15 protein-coding genes are annotated in these 17,693 nt (G+C 44.8%); all 15 read right to left on the bottom strand.

The genetic code is table 11. The features are described from left to right. Nucleotides 1-16: 16 nt before the first annotated feature. Nucleotides 17-685, bottom strand: coding sequence for a YggS family pyridoxal phosphate-dependent enzyme (locus AZ46_RS04395; RefSeq protein ID WP_029284988.1), 669 nt, complete (start codon nucleotides 683-685; stop codon nucleotides 17-19). After that, a complete protein-coding gene (pgeF, locus tag AZ46_RS04390; RefSeq protein ID WP_029284989.1) occupies nucleotides 682-1,521 on the bottom strand; it encodes a peptidoglycan editing factor PgeF in 840 nt (279 codons plus the stop codon). Before pgeF ends, AZ46_RS04395 begins: the two co-directional genes overlap by 4 nt. An 87-nt stretch (nucleotides 1,522-1,608) precedes the next feature. Next, on the bottom strand, nucleotides 1,609-1,872 hold the full coding sequence (locus tag AZ46_RS04385; RefSeq protein ID WP_029284990.1) for a YlmC/YmxH family sporulation protein: 264 nt from the start codon (nucleotides 1,870-1,872) through the stop codon (nucleotides 1,609-1,611). A 90-nt stretch (nucleotides 1,873-1,962) separates the two neighbouring features. Then, nucleotides 1,963-2,811 carry an RNA polymerase sporulation sigma factor SigG gene (sigG, locus tag AZ46_RS04380; protein ID WP_087946299.1) on the bottom strand — a complete coding sequence of 283 codons (849 nt, stop codon included), beginning with the start codon at nucleotides 2,809-2,811 and terminating at the stop codon, nucleotides 1,963-1,965. 72 nt (nucleotides 2,812-2,883) lie between these two features. Beyond that, on the bottom strand, nucleotides 2,884-3,603 hold the full coding sequence (gene sigE, locus AZ46_RS04375) for an RNA polymerase sporulation sigma factor SigE (protein ID WP_029284992.1): 720 nt from the start codon (nucleotides 3,601-3,603) through the stop codon (nucleotides 2,884-2,886). Between the two features lie 234 nt (nucleotides 3,604-3,837). Next, entirely contained in the window at nucleotides 3,838-4,767 is a 930-nt protein-coding gene (gene spoIIGA, locus AZ46_RS04370; protein ID WP_029284994.1) for a sigma-E processing peptidase SpoIIGA, read from the bottom strand. A 372-nt stretch (nucleotides 4,768-5,139) separates the two neighbouring features. After that, nucleotides 5,140-9,441: a S8 family peptidase gene (locus tag AZ46_RS04365; RefSeq protein WP_029284996.1), complete on the bottom strand. Its 4,302-nt coding sequence runs from the start codon at nucleotides 9,439-9,441 to the stop codon at nucleotides 5,140-5,142. A gap of 511 nt (nucleotides 9,442-9,952) precedes the next feature. Continuing rightward, nucleotides 9,953-11,110 (bottom strand): cell division protein FtsZ, encoded by a 1,158-nt coding sequence (gene ftsZ, locus AZ46_RS04360; protein ID WP_029284998.1) that lies wholly within the window; start codon nucleotides 11,108-11,110, stop codon nucleotides 9,953-9,955. Between the two features lie 44 nt (nucleotides 11,111-11,154). Continuing rightward, nucleotides 11,155-12,450 (bottom strand): cell division protein FtsA, encoded by a 1,296-nt coding sequence (ftsA, locus tag AZ46_RS04355; protein ID WP_029285000.1) that lies wholly within the window; start codon nucleotides 12,448-12,450, stop codon nucleotides 11,155-11,157. A gap of 217 nt (nucleotides 12,451-12,667) precedes the next feature. Beyond that, nucleotides 12,668-13,030, bottom strand: a complete 363-nt coding sequence (locus tag AZ46_RS04350; protein ID WP_029285002.1) for a small basic family protein — start codon at nucleotides 13,028-13,030, stop codon at nucleotides 12,668-12,670. Then, nucleotides 13,030-13,749: a DUF881 domain-containing protein gene (locus tag AZ46_RS04345; RefSeq protein WP_029285004.1), complete on the bottom strand. Its 720-nt coding sequence runs from the start codon at nucleotides 13,747-13,749 to the stop codon at nucleotides 13,030-13,032. The genes AZ46_RS04350 and AZ46_RS04345 overlap by 1 nt, the downstream gene beginning before the upstream one ends. Before the next feature lie 12 nt (nucleotides 13,750-13,761). Beyond that, a complete protein-coding gene (locus AZ46_RS04340) occupies nucleotides 13,762-14,460 on the bottom strand; it encodes a DUF881 domain-containing protein (RefSeq protein WP_029285006.1) in 699 nt (232 codons plus the stop codon). After that, nucleotides 14,450-15,289 (bottom strand): cell division protein FtsQ/DivIB, encoded by an 840-nt coding sequence (locus AZ46_RS04335; RefSeq protein WP_081414069.1) that lies wholly within the window; start codon nucleotides 15,287-15,289, stop codon nucleotides 14,450-14,452. The genes AZ46_RS04340 and AZ46_RS04335 overlap by 11 nt, the downstream gene beginning before the upstream one ends. A 145-nt stretch (nucleotides 15,290-15,434) precedes the next feature. Next, entirely contained in the window at nucleotides 15,435-16,343 is a 909-nt protein-coding gene (gene murB, locus AZ46_RS04330; protein ID WP_029285010.1) for a UDP-N-acetylmuramate dehydrogenase, read from the bottom strand. A 234-nt stretch (nucleotides 16,344-16,577) separates the two neighbouring features. Continuing rightward, nucleotides 16,578-17,678, bottom strand: coding sequence for a stage V sporulation protein E (gene spoVE, locus AZ46_RS04325; protein WP_029285012.1), 1,101 nt, complete (start codon nucleotides 17,676-17,678; stop codon nucleotides 16,578-16,580). Nucleotides 17,679-17,693: the final 15 nt, after the last annotated feature.

Here is a 17,693-nt window from a genome sequence, read left to right as displayed (position 1 = left end):
TGACACCTCCGATTTCTTATCCAACCAGGGCTGAGCCGATGCGGATGAAAGTAGCGCCTTCTTCAACCGCTATTTCAAAGTCATTCGACATTCCCATAGAAAGCTCACTGCAAGGTGCATACGGCAGATGAAGGGATGTTACTTCCCCGCGCAATGTACGGAGCCTTTTGAAGGATTCTCTCAATACATGTTCATCATCTGTGTTAGGTGCCATAGTCATTAACCCGACGACAAGAATGTTCGGATAATTCTCAAGCTCCTTAACAAATGGGAGAACTTCCTCAGGTGTCATGCCATGCTTGGATTCTTCTCCCGACGTATTCACCTGAATGAAGCACTTTACTTTATCATCGGCCCGTTTATCAATTTCTTTAGCTAGCGAAAGCCTGTCCAGGGAATGTATGTAGTCTGCTTTATCAATCATGTCTTTTACTTTTCTCGTCTGAAGGGTTCCGATAAAATGCCATGAAGCGCTGTTGCCTATAGCTTCATGTTTTTCGGCAAGACCTTCGTTTCTGTTTTCGCCAAGATGGGCAATGCCTGCTTCAACAGCTTCTTTCGCCCGTTCGATGCTGACATATTTCGTGACGGCAATCAGGCTGATCTCATCCGGATTGCGGTCTGTTTTACTGCATGTATGTTTAATTCTGGCACGTATTTCCTCTAAATTCTGTTTCACGCTCACAGTTGTTTTTGCCTCCCCTTTAAACCGATAAATCCAGCCATTCTTCCGGTTTTGCCCTGATCTCTCCTGTGTGAAAAAAACAGGGAAGATTCGCAGCTTGTACAAAGCGGACTTGTCAATATGCGGGACTCACTCAGTCCTGCTTTCAAAAGCAAATATTTGTTGAGCAGCTTTAAGTCAAGCGAATACTGCCCGGCAGACACCTCTTCATATGGAGAAGGGAAATCTTTAGACAGCGCTTTGTTTACTCTATCAATGACATAATCATCAACTGTATAGCAGCAAGGTCCGATGGATGGTCCGATGATGGCGTAAATGGATTTTGCCGGGACGCCTTCGTTCTTAGTCCACGTTCTGGCCATTTTGCCCCCGATATCAAGGACTGAACCTTTCCAGCCTGCATGAGCAGTGCCGACCAGCCTTTTTTCAGGTTCATAGAAGAAAAGAGGCACACAGTCTGCGTAGCAGAGCGAAAGCATCAGGTCTTCTTCATCTGTGTAAAGGCCGTCTGTTTCCGGAACAGCCGAAGCATAATTCATTGTCCCTTTTGAACGGTCTTCCCTGCGTGCTTTATAAATGCTGCTGTCATGAACCTGGTCTGCATAAACCCATTGTTCAAGAGGCACTTTCACGGCTGATGCAATAATCTGCCTGTTCTGTGTTACACTCTCGGGATTGTCATGTACGTGCAGACCAAGATTCAGAGACTGAAAGTGACCGCTTGAGACTCCACCGTTTTTTGTTGTAAATCCGATAATGAGATCTTCATTTAATTGTTCCCAGTCCGGGCTGTTTAAGTATGTCTCATGCTGAAGGTTAAGCGGATTCTGAGTCATAAATGATCATTCCTTCTGTTTGCTGTTCTAAGCATTTTATATACGACTATATTTTACCACATCTTTCCCATTCCGACAGAAAGATTGTTAAATTAATTCGCTGTTTTGGTCTATTTCCCTATTTACACGGACTAAAATCACATCTTCTCCGATTTTGACAATGTTCCTCCACGGTACGATGACTTCTTCCTCCTTGCCGAAAAAACCGAGAACTTTGCCAGGCCCGCTTATAAAGACTGCCTGAATCTTTCCCGTCGTTACATTTATATCAAAATCCGATACCATTCCGAGCTTCTTTCCATCTGAAACATTGACAACATCTTTAGTCTGAAATTCAGATATATTCATCATCGCATCCGCCCCCCGTCTACTTAACTATATGTATGAATGTGAGCGTTCTATTCCCTCAAGTTCATGAAAAAGAGCCGTCTGAAGACGGCTCTAGTTCTGTATATTCTTATTCATTTGTTTGATAGCAGCTTTTTCAAGCCTTGATACCTGCGCTTGTGAGATGCCGATTTCCTCCGCCACTTCCATTTGGGTTTTTCCCTGGAAGAACCGTTTTCTCAATATGAGTTTTTCACGCTCATTAAGCCTGCGCATTCCCTCTTTTAAAGCAATTTCTTCAATCCAGTGTGAATCGCGGTTTTTTTCGTCACTGAGCTGATCCATGACATAGATTGGATCTCCGCCATCGTTGTAGATCGGTTCAAAAAGCGACACCGGGTCCTGGATGGCATCCAGTGCAAAGACGATTTCTTCATGCGGGACTTCCAGTACCCGGGATATTTCTTCCGCTGTCGGTTCTCTTGAGGTTTTGCTCATCAATTGTTCCCTGACCTGCAAAGCTTTGTAGGCAATATCACGAAGAGATCTGGAAACCCGGATCGGATTGTTATCGCGCAGATAGCGCCTGATCTCTCCAATAATCATCGGTACAGCATAAGTTGAAAATTTTACATTCTGGCCAAGATCGAAATTATCAATGGATTTCATAAGTCCAATACAGCCAACTTGAAACAGGTCATCGACAAACTCACCGCGGTTGTTAAATCGCTGAATGACGCTCAAAACCAAGCGAAGATTCCCGTTCACGAGCTTTTCCCGTGCATCCGAATTACCGCTTTGCATCTCGCGGAACAGGATTCTCATTTCCTCATTTTTCAGGACTGGAAGTTTGGAAGTATCTACTCCGCATATTTCAACTTTATTTCTTGCCACATCTTTCCCTCCTAACAGGAGCTGCTGTACAGAGTTAAGTATCTCCTTAGGTGGGAAAAATATGCACATGTCCAAAAGCCAAAAATCACGAAAGTGACTCCGAAGCATACAGGAACTGGAAATTCGGCGGATAATATTTTTTTAGACCATTTTATTGAATTCTTTGCGCAATCTTTTGATAATTCTCTTCTCAAGCCTGGATATGTAAGACTGGGAGATCCCAAGCATATCCGCGACATCTTTCTGCGTTTTTTCTTCTCCTCCCTGAAGGCCAAAACGCAGTTCCATGATCTGCTTTTCCCGGTCATTCAGCTGCTGAAGAGCTTTAAGGAGAAGTTTGCGGTCCACATTGGCTTCAAGATCTTTTGTGATGATGTCCTCCTCGGTTCCGAGAACATCCGACAGCAGCAGCTCGTTTCCGTCCCAGTCGATATTCAATGGTTCATCAAATGAAACTTCAGACCGGATCTTGTTGTTTCTTCTCAGATACATCAGGATTTCATTCTCGATGCATCGTGATGCATAGGTTGCAAGCTTGATTTTCTTTTCCGGATTGAAGGTGTTGACAGCTTTGATCAGTCCAATTGTTCCGATGCTGATCAAATCTTCAATGTTAATGCCTGTATTCTCAAACTTTCTGGCAATATAGACGACAAGCCTTAAATTTCTTTCAATCAGAATGGAGCGTGCCGCCTGATCGCCTCCCGGCAGTTTTTTCAGAAGGACTTCTTCTTCATCCTTTGTAAGCGGGGGCGGCAGTGCTTCGCTTCCTCCAATATAGTGGATTTCATCTGTTTTCAGGCCCAGCTTCATCAGTAATTTATACCAGAGATACGTAATCTGCAATTTTAGTTTTTTCATGATTCTCTCCCTTCTATTTTCCTTTACAGCTGAGTACACTACTACAGGATAACGATATCGCTGTGTTCAGAACCATCAAACGGGTGAGATTTTGGTTTGATGGCACTTATCGGTGCGTTCGGGACCATCAAGCGGTTGAAATTCTGTTTTGATGGCACTTATACCTGAGTTCGGTACCATCAAGCGGTTGGAATTTTGTTTTGGTGGCACTTGTCACTGCGTTCGGAAAAACCGTTATGAAACGTCCTGCACGGCTCCGCTCTGAAGCATTTTCGGATGAACAATGCAGTCATATTCCCCTTCAGGCGACAGGCTTGTTCGGTTCAGCCCGATAATCGTTTTTGAAGCAAGAATCGTTTCATCTTTTGTTGTCACGATGACCTCATCCGGTTTTAAACCGATTAAAAACTGATTTGATTTTCCAACGACTCGAAACGGAATAATTCTTACTCTGTTATCCATAGAATGAGATTCACTTGACGCGGTTAGAGCCGTCATCACATCTTCCTGAAGCGCTATATCAAGCAGCGCATCCGGAAGATGCCCTTTCAGCTTATTGGCATCTGCAATCATGACCGGGGACTTTGAGATGGGATCATAAAGCTGATTTCCGCTGTCAATCAGGCCCTTCAGTGTAAACGATGCTTCACCAATCCTGACGTAAACCGAGACGATCATGTCATATTGAATCTTTTTCATTTCAAGATCATCGAGCCTCTTTCTTGAAAAATACCAGGCTGCAGGAAAGCCGGCGATGACAAACAGCCAGCTGACTGGATCGCCGAAACCTCCTGAGTTTGTCATTAAAATTCCGTCTGCAAATCCGATTTCCGTCTGAATAAAATAATGGGCCCCCATCATGGCCCCGCCTACCATAAAAGTAACGAAATAAAAAGTAAGCAGACACTTGGCGAAGTACTTAAACCTCTTAAAACCAAAGGCTGCCAAAATCATAAAGACAGAAACGGATAATTTGCCTAAAGGATGCGTTGCAATGGGTGCAAAAGGTGTGAACAGAAGGACAACGATGCCAGATCCAATCAAGGCTCCAATCAAAATCCTGATCTTCATCAGTTTCTGCTTCAGCAATATAGCCGTCAAAAGCAGCAGGAAAAGATCAAAAGAAAAATTCAAAAACCAGATGACATCCAAATATATGGCCACGTTAAACTCCTTCCCCTGAGGTTTTCACATCTAAGAAAAAATAAGGGCGCTGTCCGATTGGATAGTAATAGTATAGCTGAGCCCAGCAGGTGAAGTCTGTCAGTTACTGCCGATAATATAGAGTATTTTTGATAGATATCGCTGCTATTTGTCGATGGAAAAGAGTGGATTGGCATAAGAGATTCTGTATGCAAATCAGCTTTGATTATCAAGGCTGTTTTCGCATAGAGTGTTGTTTTTGCAATCGGACCTGTTCTTTTCCGCTCCACTATAGTTTTAGGGATTCACAGTAAAACAACAATAGCTGCGAAAAGAGCCTTTTTAAAAACAAAAACTCTCATTCCGCAACCGGAATGAGAGTTCTTTGTGAGCTTATTTGTTTGCAGGTTTTTTGCCGTTTATAAACAGTTTGCCATCTGCGACGGCTCTTGTTTCGTTGCCAAAGTCATCTTTTCCAATGACTTCGATTCTCGCACCGTCAGCTTTCATATTGGATGTTGCCGTATAATAGCCCTCGTAATGTCCTGGTGATGTTTCTCTCAGCGGAAGCTCTGTTGCATTCTGGATGCGCGCGTTTGTAAGCGGCATATGAAGAACGAACGTTGCATCCAGATCTTCTTCGCTGTCAAATTCTATTTTCACGCTTTCACCTGACTTGATGTATTTATCCTCGGCAGGTTTTAGATTTTCAATGACCGGTGCATCATATTTCACATATACTTTAACGGTTTTCTTCAAACGGTTTCCTGCTTTGTCTGCTGCAAGAACGGTTATTACATTCTCTCCGTTTTCAAGCAGAATCCGTTTAGAGAATTTGCCGTCCTTGACAGCAGCTTTTTGTCCATTAACTTTTATCCAGTCCAGATTATCATCTGCAACGGTTCCGCTGACCGTTAATGCTTCCGTGTTCAGCTTTTGTCCGTCTTTAGGATTTTCAACGGTGAATACTGGTTTGGTTTTGTCCAGCGTCACTTTTACTGCATTAGATGCATCTGTCATGCCTGCATCTGTGCTGGACTTGGCAGTCAGAACATTTTCGCCTGTATTCAGCATGACTTCTGCCCGGAATGTGCCGGTTTCTGTAGCTTGCACAGAAGCTGCCTCTGTTTCTCCATTGTAAATATGAACAGTGGTTGTCGGTGATGCTTTACCCTCTACAACAGCCGTTTCTTTGTTTGTGAAAGAACCGTCTTTAGGTGAGGTAATTTCCGGAGCAGTCACTTCATAGTCCACAATCGCCCTGATCATGTAGTTTCCTTCTTCAGCAGGTGAAGGTGACCAGGCTCCGCTGACCATCTGCCAGCTGCGTCCGGCATTTTCGCCATCTTCATCTGTTGCAAGCCCAGGCGAATTAGGGTTTGCTTTCGTTTGAATGTAAACCATATAGAAATCGCCATCCACAACTACGCCCTGGTCAAGCAAGTTGACCATTGTCCATTCCCCGTTGCGCAGCGCTTCTGCATTGATCGGTCCGGCAAGCTTTTTGCCCGGTGCACCGTCCGTTCCTGAAGCATCGTAAATGGCAACCTGGAATTCAGTGCCTCCAGGTACAGGCCATTCTGTATCCCAGAACCTGAACAGTCCGCCCGTTACCATCGCTCTCTCGTTTCCTTCAGCAAGAGACATTTTCACAGCCCAGCCATTGCCTGCTGCATTAAATGCTCTGGCGTTTTCAGCTGTCCCGTCATCATATCCGATCTCACCCGGGTACCCGATGAACGGCTTAAGCGTAATATTTTGAACAGTTGTCTGTTCTGCATCGATCGTGATGCTTGTGTCCTTGGCATAATAAGAAGGTGCCATCGCTTTCAGCGTATAGTCTCCTTCGTAGGCTTCAATTGAATATTCCCCTTGTTCATTCGTTTGAACAGGTGTAATGGCGGCATCTTCAACAAGCAGAAGGGTCGCGTTTGCAACCGGCTCGCCTGTTGCTTCATTTGTCACTACTCCGCTCACTGTTCCTTGAGGAAGTTCTTCTAGAACAAAGTTTGCTTCTGTGATGCCGTCGTTTTCAATTGTAATCGGCATGGTTTCTGTCGCAAATCCGTATGCTTCTGCCTGGAGAGTAAATTCTCCTGCACCATGAACGATTTCATAGCTGCCGTCCTGAAGGCTAGAGTATGTCGATCTTCCTGTTTCAACAATGCTTACTTCTGCTCTCATTGGAAGGGCAGCAGGCTGTGCATGGTCAGTTGATCCTTTGGCAGCAGTGAACGGTGCGGGTTTGATTTTGTTCGGATACACTTTTTCCTTTTTCTCTTTTGAAGCTTTATCTGCAGTTGCAGATTTGCCTTCAACTCCAAGTGACGCTTTGTTCTGAATTTCAATCGGAGTATCTGATAGTTTTACATCGTCAATGTACCATCCGTCTTTTACGACGCTGCCGTCCGATGTAACGTTGAACGCAACATAAATGCGCTCTCCTGCATACCCGCTAAGGTCTACCTGTCCGTCCATCCAGTTTTCAGTGACCCCGTTTACCCGTAATGCCTGAGTCCATGTTTCCTGATCGGTTGAAACGAAAACATGTCCATAATCATACCGGTTTTCAAGTTCATGCCACTGCTTGAATTGAAGGAACGCAGCTCCTTCTGCCGGCAAATCAATTGGAGGCATAAGCAAATTCATGTTTGCCCCGTTTTCGTAATCGCCGTCAAGGTTGGTCGCAAAAACGTTTTCACCTGAAGCTGCATTCCCAGGGCCGTTTACAGGTGCTCCATGCTCCCAGCTGTTTTTCACTCCGTAAGAAGTCCATCCTGCAGCGCCTGATTCAAAATCCTGCTCATAGCCAGTCGTAATGCCTGGCTGAACGGCGATTTCATATTCTTCTGATACCACTTCATTTGCGCCAAAATCAACAGCTTTCCACTTATATACAAGTGTTCCTTCTTCTAATGCCTCACCAGGAATGACTGCTTCGTAATTTCCATCAAGGAAATCACCCGACACTCTGGCAGCTTCAGCTGTCTGCCATTGTCCTCCATTGCTTTGGTAATGAAGGAAGACGTTTGTCACGCTGATATTATCGGATACATTCACTATTAATGGAAGATTCATACCCGCGAATGCCTCTGCAGGCCCTGTATGTTCCATAACCGGAGCCTCTGCATCTTCTCCTTCTTTGGCAACCTGACCTTTTACTTTTCCAAGACCTGTCATCAGAGAGGAAACCGCATCATAGGCATTTACCAGTCCATGGCCATATCCGTTATTAGGTGAGTTTGTAAAAGTTGAATCCGTAAGTGGTGTTGCTGTAGTTGTCAGTACGTTTTCGATTTCCTCTACCGTAATGGAGGAATCAACCTGCCTCAGCAGGGCTGCTACAGCCGAAACGTGAGGTCCTGCCATTGATGTACCATTCCAGCCGCCTTCATAAACTCCGCCTGGAACAGATGACCGGATGTTTACGCCCGGTGCTGAAATATCAGGCTTTGTTTCATTATAAGGTGACGGTCCCTGAAGCGAAAAGCTTCCTAATTGGTTGTTGATGTCTGTTGCACCTGTTGCAAAGGATTCAGGATAGTTTGCCGGGTTGGCAATCGATCCCGGACCTCCCGGGTTAAATAATGTCGTGTTGCCTGCAGAGAATTCCGGAAAGATGTCTGCAGCGCGCCATGCATTGACCATCGGCCTGTACCATTCATCAAGCCCTGATCCGCCTCCCCAGGAGTTGTTGACTACATCCGGCGCCATTTCAGGGTGCGGATTTCCGGCTGCATCTTTAGGAGCAAGAATCCACTCTCCTGCCTCAAGCAAATCTGCATCTGTTCCGCCATTTGCAGTAAATGCTTTGACAGCAATCCACTTTGCACCTGGTGCAACACCGATTTGGTTATTGCCGTTCGGCTCTGCGCCTACCATCGTGCCTGTTACGTGCGTTCCATGCCCATCATCGTCATAAGGCGCTTCCTGATTTGCTGTAGCATCAAACCAGCTGAACTCGTGATCAGGTGCATTTGGTGCAGATGGATTGTAGCCGCGGTATTTTTCTTTTAATGCCGGGTGGTCCCATTGAACACCTGTATCAATCGAAGCAACAACGGTTCCGCTGCCGTCGATGCCCATCTCCCATGCTGCAGGAGCACCAACTTGATTGATGTTCCACTCTGTTGCTGCAGGAGAGGCGTTTGCTTCTGTCTGTTTACCTGCTGCTTTCTCTTTAACCTTATGCAGCTGCCGGACTTCATTTGGAAGCACCTTGTCCACTTCCGGGAAAGATGCGACCTTTTCCATCACTTCCTTAGTAGCCGTAACAGCCATTCCGTTTACGATATAGAAAGACTTTATGTCCTTCGCATTTCCGGCTTTTTCTTCTTTCGTTAAGTATGTTTTCAGATTATGCTGAGTTTCAAAGGCTTTTGCACGAAGGGAAGAAACGACAGCCGACCGTTTCTCATATTTAGACTGAACTGCTTTGGATTCAGCTTTTGCAGCATTTTTTGCAGCTTTTGCTGTATCAACTTGTTCTTTCAGCTTAATGAGAAACGTCACCTTTTCTTCTTTCTTGAAAGATTCTGCAACCTTCTTTGAAACTTTATCAGCCGTTATGTTTTTTTGATTTTTAACAGATGTGCTGACGTTTGTGCTTGCAATTGACACACTTGGCGCAAGCAAGGTTAAAAGCAGGATCATGATTGACAAAAAACTGAGCGATTTCACAAATTTCTTCGGCATTCTTTCAATTCCCCCTTATAATGGTGTAGGCAGTTCCGCATCCTCCCTCCCTCTGAAATGTATGTACGTTCTGAGCTGTTACACTAAATGTAAAGAAAGTTTTTTGAAAATTTTGTCATTATTTGCACCCAAAATATCCCTTTTGCAGAAATGATCGATTTTACTTATATGGAAAGTTATGTAAATCATGACGAAGGAACGCCTGTCTTTTTTTACTCTATTAAAAAGGCGATGAACACAGGGATTCACACCGATTATTTGAAAGGACATTCGGACTATGGGGAAGACCAGCCTGTAAAAATAAACACATTTTACCTAATTTATCCATTATAAAAAGATCAGACAGAGCAGATTGTCACAATACAGGGAATGGTACTCACTATCAGCAGATTTCTCGGGGGACTAATTACGTCTTTTATCAATGAAGAACAGTACAATATGAGGAGACAGGTCTTATGAATAGAAAAATGCAAAAAAAAGACATGGCTTCTGGCCATGTCTTTTTTTGCTATTATCTGCGTTTATTGCGGTTTCGCAGGAATGTCGGGATATCAAGTGTATCATCGCCTTGCTGCATAGAACGGCTTGACATGTCCTGAGCAGGCTCCTCGCGTTCGCGTTCACGTTTCATTTCTCTTACATCACGAGGTTTAGGTGATGGTTTAGGAGCCGTGTTTCCAAATGGTCTTGACTGCGGTTTGCTGTGATTGATTTCAACTTCGTTAAAGCCTGTAGCAATAACAGTTACCACAATCTCATCCTTCAGGTTTTCGTTAATAACAGAACCGAAGATCATGTTTACGTCCTGATCTGAAGCAGTAGCAACGATGTCGGCTGCTTCCTGAACTTCATAAAGACTTAGGTTTGAACCGCCGGTAATGTTCATCAGAACACCTTGTGCGCCGTCAATTGATGTCTCAAGAAGCGGACTTGAAATAGCTTTTTTAGCTGCTTCTGCTGCTCTGCTTTCTCCAGTTGCAACCCCGATACCCATAAGGGATGAACCTTTATTTGACATAATTGTCTTAACATCGGCAAAATCAAGGTTGATTAGTCCAGGGACAGCAATCAGATCTGAGATGCCTTGTACACCTTGGCGAAGAACGTTATCCGCTTCGCGGAAAGCTTCAAGCATCGGTGTGTTTTTGTCTACGATTTCAAGAAGACGGTCGTTCGGGATAACAATCAGCGTATCAACTGATTCTTTCATTGAAGAGATACCGCCGGCAGCCTGCATCGCACGCTTGCGCCCTTCAAACGTAAACGGACGTGTTACAACCCCAACAGTCAGGGCGCCAAGGTCTTTAGCGATCTGGGCGATGACAGGAGCTGCACCGGTACCTGTACCGCCGCCCATTCCTGCAGTAACGAAGACCATGTCTGCTCCTCTTAAAGCCTCTTCAATCTGCTCTTTGCTTTCTTCAGCTGCTTTTTTGCCGACTTCAGGGTTTGCGCCTGCGCCAAGGCCTCTTGTAAGCTTTGAGCCGATCTGCATTCTAGTTTCTGCTTTAGAAAGATTCAAAGCCTGTGCATCAGTGTTTACAGCGATAAAATCTACACCCTGAACACCATGTTCTATCATACGGTTAACAGCGTTGTTTCCGCCGCCGCCAACCCCAATTACTTTTATCGTTGCCATGCCGTCAATATTGCTTTCAAACTCCAACATACAAAATCCTCCTAATCCATCGAATGACTTCCTCTTGATGCATGTTATTCAAAGAAGTAACCAAAGAATTTTTTCACTTTGCTTTCTTTTTTCTCTTCTTTTTCTTTCGCCTTAGCGCGCTGCTGCTGATTCTGCTGCGGCTGAGGCTCTCTTTGCGCTGTCATTTCAGCCTTGTCCGGAACAGCATTTGAACTGATGCTCCGGCCCTGAATTTTCGCATTTTTAAAGGCAAACTGTATCAGGCCTACTCCAGTCATGTACTGCGGTTCTCTGACCCCGATATAATCCGGGCTTGCAATGCGGACATTGCTCTGAAGCACATCCTGTGCAATTTCAAGCACTCCTGGCATGCTTACAGTTCCTCCGGTGAGAACAAATCCTCCTGGCAGGTCCCTGACACCGAGTCTCTTAATCTCGTGCTGGACGAGCTCAAACATTTCTTCCAGTCTGGCTTCTATAATATCAGAAATTTCAAGCTGATTAAATTGCTGTTTTTGATCTGTGCCGATAATGGCCGCTTCAAACACTTCTTCTTCAGAGGCGTAATCATAGTAGGCATGTCCATGCTTTACTTTGATCCGCTCAGCCTCATCCGTCGTTGTGCGAAGACCGATGGACAGATCCTTCGTTATGTTTTCTCCGCCGATTGGCAGGACGCTTGTCGTCTGCAGATGACCTTGGTCAAAGACGGCAATTGTTGTTGAACCGCCCCCGATATCAACTAGGGCTACGCCAAGGTTTTTCTCATCCTTAGAAAGGGCAACAGCTCCTGATGCAAGCGGCTGCAGGCATATGTCTGTAATTTCGAGCCCTGCTTTCTCTACGCACCGAAGAAGATTATGTAAAATCGTTCTTGATCCGGTAATGATCGTGCCTTCCATTTCAAGACGCACACCGATCATTCCGCGCGGATCGCTGATTTCATCCAGTCCGTCAACAATAAACTGCTGAGGAATCACATCTATGATCTCCCGTTCCGGAGGTATTGACATAACTTGAGCAGCATCAATGACGCGTCTGATGTCCTCGTTTGCTATTTCGCGGTTTTCGCTTGAGACAGCCACAACACCGTGGCAGTCCTGAAGCTGAACATGATTGCCGGTCACTCCCACTACAACTCTTCTAAGCGGGATGCCTACCATTCTCTCTGCCTGTTCTACCGCTTTTCTAATAGAATGAACGGTCTCGTCAATGTCGACGATCGACCCTTTTCTGAGTCCTTCTGATTTAACATTGCCTACACCAATAATGTTCAAATTATCATCTGCCATTTCGCCGATGATAACCTTAACACTGGATGTACCGATGTCTAGACTTACAAAGATTTCATTGTTGTTCATTCTATGGCACCTCCTTAACTTATCATTTCCATTCTATTATTAGAGGAACAACAATACAATGAATCTAGTTTTACATATTTGTAACAATGCTGAAAAATGCTGTGACATTTGAAACATGCATGTCACACAAATTCCAGCCTGCTTCGTGCAGGTTCTAACATGAAATAGATACTTAAAGTGAGTATTCGTCAAATCCTTGATTTTCCCTCTTAAAAAATCAACTTTTTTTAAGTTTTTGGCGCGATTCAGTCCAATTGGCAATAATGATTCGTCTGATGACGGCAATATTCTGGAACAGTCTGACTCCAAAAGCAAATATTGCTACCAAATACAAGTCTACACCAAGATGAACACCCAGAAAAGCTAAACTTGCTGCCAAAATGATGTTAAAGAAAAAACCTGATACAAACACCATTTCATCGTACATATTCTGCAAGTGCGCGCGAATCCCCCCAAGCAGTGTATCAAGTGCCGCAAGGATGGCTATGGAAAGGTAATTCGAATATTCGCCGGGAATCCGGAAATCAGTCAGCAGTCCCAATGAGATGCCAAGAATCAACCCTAAAATGGGAAGCCACATTATGAATTCTCTCCTTTTTCAAACGGTTTCATATTCTGAACCCTGATCACATCATCATACGGAGGGATCGTCATGTTCCCTTTTGGCTCCGAGATGGAAAGTCTGAGATTATCAACAGCAAACGTATCCATAACCGTTGATCCATTTAACCGGCTGAAAAGCTTTTCTGCATCCTCGCCAATCACCTTAATCTCAAGCGGAAAAGAATGCAGGCTGTAGCCGTCTATCTTCGTTTTGCCGTTGATGTCCCTGATGACGGTCGTATTGACGACTCTCCGGCCATCTATTGAGATACTTTCTGCACCGTAGGAATTAAGTTCATTTAAAAGACGCTTCAGCAAATCCGGTGCAACACTGTTTGTTTCCGTCTGTGTCAATGACTCCTCAAACAGCGGGGAGATCGTAATCGTAATCCCCTCCCCTGTTACTTCGGTCAGCCCTGCTTCTTTCTTTAGCTCTTCTACAGTTTCCTTCAGGGTTTTTTCAGCACTTTGGCTCTCATCATTCTCATATGTATCGATCAGCTCTTCATACTTGCGGATCTCAAGCAGAAGCTCAGACTGCATCATCTGCTCTGTTTTGAGTGCCTCCCGCAGCTGCCACATGTCTCTAGTATCTCTGACCTGAGGTTCCTGAATGGACTGAAACTGAACAGCAAGCATAAGGCCGAATATCATTGTCAGTATGGAAAAGCTGACACCCTTCAAATTTTTCTTCAAGGCAACCACCCGTCAAGATTTCTTTTCTTGCAACAATGGATTCATTTTAATCTCATCTTTTTTCTCAAGGGTAATGACAATGTTGTCATATGCTACTTGTTCCACAACTCCGCCTGCAATATTCAGAGCCTGGTCGAGCACAGCAGGATCGCCGATGGCTGAAATGACAAACGGTGCGGGAAATTGATTTCCATCCACAGTTACAACAGGTCCATTACAATATATATACGAATCATGCGATAATCTCTGTCCATTGATCGCAACTGCACTTGCACCGGATATGAGAAGTTCGTTGATCACTTTAAAAATATGGCCTTCATGCACAATGTAATTATTGACATTTTCACCTTCAGGTATGTAGGAAGAATCTTCAAGAGTGACTTCAATGCCCTCTCCTTTTACACCGAGCTCTCCTACATACATCCGGTATTTCTCGGCATCTTCAACCAGGTTAAAATAAAGCTGCTTTTCATTTTTCAGATCTTCTTCAATTTTCCTGACCTTTTCCTGGGTATCAGACAATTGCTTTTGAAGCTCGGCATTTCGTTCCTCCTGCTTGATCAAAAGCTGCCTTGTCTCATATTCTTTATCCCATTGTTCAGAAGAAATGCCGCTTTCGGGCTGTTTTTCTTTCGTTAGCTGATAAGAAAAAGCTACAAGAAAGCCAAGCACAAGCATGATTAAGGAGAGGATGACATACCTACCCCTCATTTTCATTTTCATTTTGTTCCGTCGCCTCCGCCTCTGTTTCGTCTGCAGCTCCTTCAGCAGGAGTGGTGAGGTCAGTTTCCCCGCTCTTGTCAAATGATTCAAAGTATGTGCCGACTTCCATATGGATAATGCCCTTTGCACCAGGCTCAAGCTGACTGACAATGGAAGGATAATTTTTCATCTTTTCTGAAAAACCTCTGACAGATGCCTGTACTTCATAGCCGTCATTCATGTACAGCGTGATATGCCACCGGTCCATTTCTTCAGGTGTATGATAAATTTCCGAAATGGCATTTGAAATGCTGTCAGGCAGGCTCATTAATTCAAGAGCCATTTCTTCTATTTCTTCAGCGTTTTTCCAGTTCATCAAAAGCGGTGCGTCATCTGGAAATGCACCGGTTACAGGATCAAGTGTTCTTCCGTTCTCAAGAATCGGCGAAAACTTGTCCCCATTTACGACGTATGCTACTTTCTGAAACTCATTGACTGCAATCGTTACCTTATTTGGCAGCTCTTTTTCAATCCGGACATCCTGAATTTGGTCAAAGCCAGACAGCGCCTCCCGAACTTCACTTACCTCGATGCTGAAAAAACCTGTTTTTTTGGTAATTCCGCTCAAAGAAATGATCTCTTCGTCAGAAACAGTTCTGTTGCCTTTTACCTCTATGGAAGACACTTTGCTCAGCGGAGACTGAAAGTAGATGACAAGCAGTATGAGGATGAAAAAGACGGATAGAAAACCTATTAATCTGCGGTTTGATTTTTGCCTCCGGTGCTCTTTTAACTTGGGCACCCTGTCTTCAAGCGAAACGACTTTGCCTTTTTCCATGTATTCACCCCTCATCCCGAATGACTTTCGGGGCCGTAAAATCTTCTTAAAAAGAGAAACAAACGGCATGCTGGATGCCGTTTAGCAACTGTGCTTTTAATAAAGATAGTATACCACAATATAAGGAAAAAGAGATAAGCAATCATCACATTTGACCGGCAATTTCAACCTCCGTCTCCATTTTCACTCCGTGCTTGTCATAAATCGTCTTTTTGACATAATCAATCAGGTCAAGAACGTCTTTTGCAGTGGCAGTGCCCGTGTTCACGATGAAATTTCCGTGGAGATCGGAAATTTTCGCGCCGCCGATCTGGTGGCCTTTAAGTCCTGATTCCTGAATGAGCTGTCCTGCATAGTAAGGAAGGGGATTGCGGAATACACTTCCGCAGTTAGGCAAATCCCACGGCTGTGTTTCTCTGCGGTAATCCTTATTCTTTTGGAGCTGTGCCGTAATCTCTTCTCTGTTCCCTTTTTGAAGCTTCAGGACGGCTTCAAGGCAGATGCCCGGACGCTTTTTCTGAAGCAGCGATGTGCGGTATGAAAACTCGAGTTCATCAGCAGTCAGCCACTCCATTTTTCCGTCTTCAAACAGAATGTGTGCTTTTATGAGAATTTTAGACATATCTGATCCGTGAGCTCCGGCGTTCATATAGACAGCGCCGCCGACTGAGCCCGGGATTCCCCCTGCGAATTGAAGACCTGACAGTCCCTGCTTGGTGAGCAGTGTTGTCAGCTTAATCAGAGAGTATCCGCCTCCGGCTGTCACCGTCTCTCCGTCAATCTCCATATGGTCGAGGCCCTTGCCGAGTTTAATGACAACGCCTTTGATTCCTGCGTCACTGACAAGCAAATTTGAGCCGCGTCCGATTGCTCTCCACGGCAGTCCGCTTTCATTCACAATGTCCATTGTCTTTTTCAAATCACTGATGGAGCCTGGTTCCACGAAAATCTCTGCAGGTCCCCCGATTTTAATGGTTGTGTGTTTCGCTAAAGGTTCGTTATGAACAACCTTTCCTACCTGTGCCTCTTGAAGCTTATTAAGTATGTTTTCCATGACAGCCTCCTGTAAAAATTGTTTGTCATTTTCCCTGCTGTGTCAGAAGGAGCCTGTAAAAGCACAATATCTTCTTTTCCCTCTTGAACCGCAGTTAAAACCCTTTTGTATGTTTTTATATTCTATGAGCACAATGCCCAATCAATTTTAGATTCTTATAGACTTAAAAACCAGCCACTTTCCCGCAAAACGCGAGGAACCCTGTTTTTCAACAGGGCCCCGTTACGTATAGCGTCAATACCTGGCATATCTGCTTATGTTCAGCAGCACACCTACTGCCATCAGCATCAGCGTAAGCGAAGAGCCCCCGTAGCTTAAAAACGGCAGAGTGATCCCTGTTACGGGCATTAGACCTGTTACAACTCCAATATTGATCATTACCTGTATGGCAACCATTGTTATAATGCCGATTGCAAGGTAAGAACCATACTGGTCGGGTGCCCCGAGCGCAATCCTCACTCCGCGCCATAACAGGAGGCCAAACAGAAGAATGATCAGCGATCCGCCAATAAACCCGAGTTCCTCGGCAAGAATGGCGAAAATAAAATCTGTCTGCGGCTCCGGCAGATAAAAGAACTTCTGCCTGCTTTGCCCGAGGCCGAGTCCAAACAAACCGCCCGGCCCGATTGCATATAATGACTGGATAATTTGAAAGCCGCTTCCGAGAGGATCTTCCCACGGATTTAAAAACGACGTAATCCGTTTGATCCGGTAAGGTGCGGAAAGCACGAGCGCTGCAAACCCTGCCACACCAAGAAGGCCCAGTAAACCGAAATGACTGATTCTTGCACCTGCCACAAAAATCATGACAATGCACGTCCCGACCATAACCGTTCCCGTTCCGAGATCCGGCTGCAGCATGATCAGCGCGAATGCGGTAAAAACAAATGCCAGCGACGGCAAAAGCCCTCTTTTAAAGGAGGTTATTTTCTTTTGATTTTCCGATAGAAATTTAGCTAAAAAGGCAATCATTGCAAGCTTCATAAATTCAGAAGGCTGTATGGAAAAAGCCCCTACTCCAATCCAGCTTCTTGATCCGTTTCTCTCCATCCCGATACCGGGAACAAGGACAGCGAGAAGCAGGATAAAACAGACGATGACAAGCATTTTCGCCCATGTTCTCCACGTCCAGTAATCCACATTCATAATGAAGAACATGGCTACGACTCCGACGCCTGCGAACAAAAGCTGCCTCTTGGCAAAGAAAAACGAATCTTCGAATTTATACGTTGCCCATACTGCGCTTGCACTGTAAACCATAATCAGTCCAATTGTCAGAAGGAGCAGCGTGATAATGACTAGTATAAAGTCCGGTGCAGATCTTTTTGCCGTCAACGCCAAACACCCCAA

The sequence above is a fragment of the Metabacillus indicus LMG 22858 genome, from assembly GCF_000708755.2.
GTDB lineage: Bacteria > Bacillota > Bacilli > Bacillales > Bacillaceae > Bacillus_P > Bacillus_P indicus.
Note: the sequence above shows the minus strand (reverse complement) of the source record. Positions and strands in the feature narration are given on the sequence as shown.

Coding starts and splice junctions, on each gene's coding strand:
- AZ46_RS04335 (WP_081414069.1), bottom strand. CDS start 15,289: ATGGAAAAAGGCAAAGTCGTTTCGCTTGAAGACAGGGTGCCCAAGTTA.
- murB (WP_029285010.1), bottom strand. CDS start 16,343: ATGGAAAACATACTTAATAAGCTTCAAGAGGCACAGGTAGGAAAGGTT.
- pgeF (WP_029284989.1), bottom strand. CDS start 1,521: ATGACTCAGAATCCGCTTAACCTTCAGCATGAGACATACTTAAACAGC.
- sigG (WP_087946299.1), bottom strand. CDS start 2,811: ATGTGCATATTTTTCCCACCTAAGGAGATACTTAACTCTGTACAGCAG.
- AZ46_RS04340 (WP_029285006.1), bottom strand. CDS start 14,460: ATGAGGGGTAGGTATGTCATCCTCTCCTTAATCATGCTTGTGCTTGGC.
- AZ46_RS04365 (WP_029284996.1), bottom strand. CDS start 9,441: ATGCCGAAGAAATTTGTGAAATCGCTCAGTTTTTTGTCAATCATGATC.
- AZ46_RS04350 (WP_029285002.1), bottom strand. CDS start 13,030: ATGTGGCTTCCCATTTTAGGGTTGATTCTTGGCATCTCATTGGGACTG.
- ftsA (WP_029285000.1), bottom strand. CDS start 12,450: ATGAACAACAATGAAATCTTTGTAAGTCTAGACATCGGTACATCCAGT.
- ftsZ (WP_029284998.1), bottom strand. CDS start 11,110: ATGTTGGAGTTTGAAAGCAATATTGACGGCATGGCAACGATAAAAGTA.
- sigE (WP_029284992.1), bottom strand. CDS start 3,603: ATGAAAAAACTAAAATTGCAGATTACGTATCTCTGGTATAAATTACTG.
- AZ46_RS04385 (WP_029284990.1), bottom strand. CDS start 1,872: ATGATGAATATATCTGAATTTCAGACTAAAGATGTTGTCAATGTTTCA.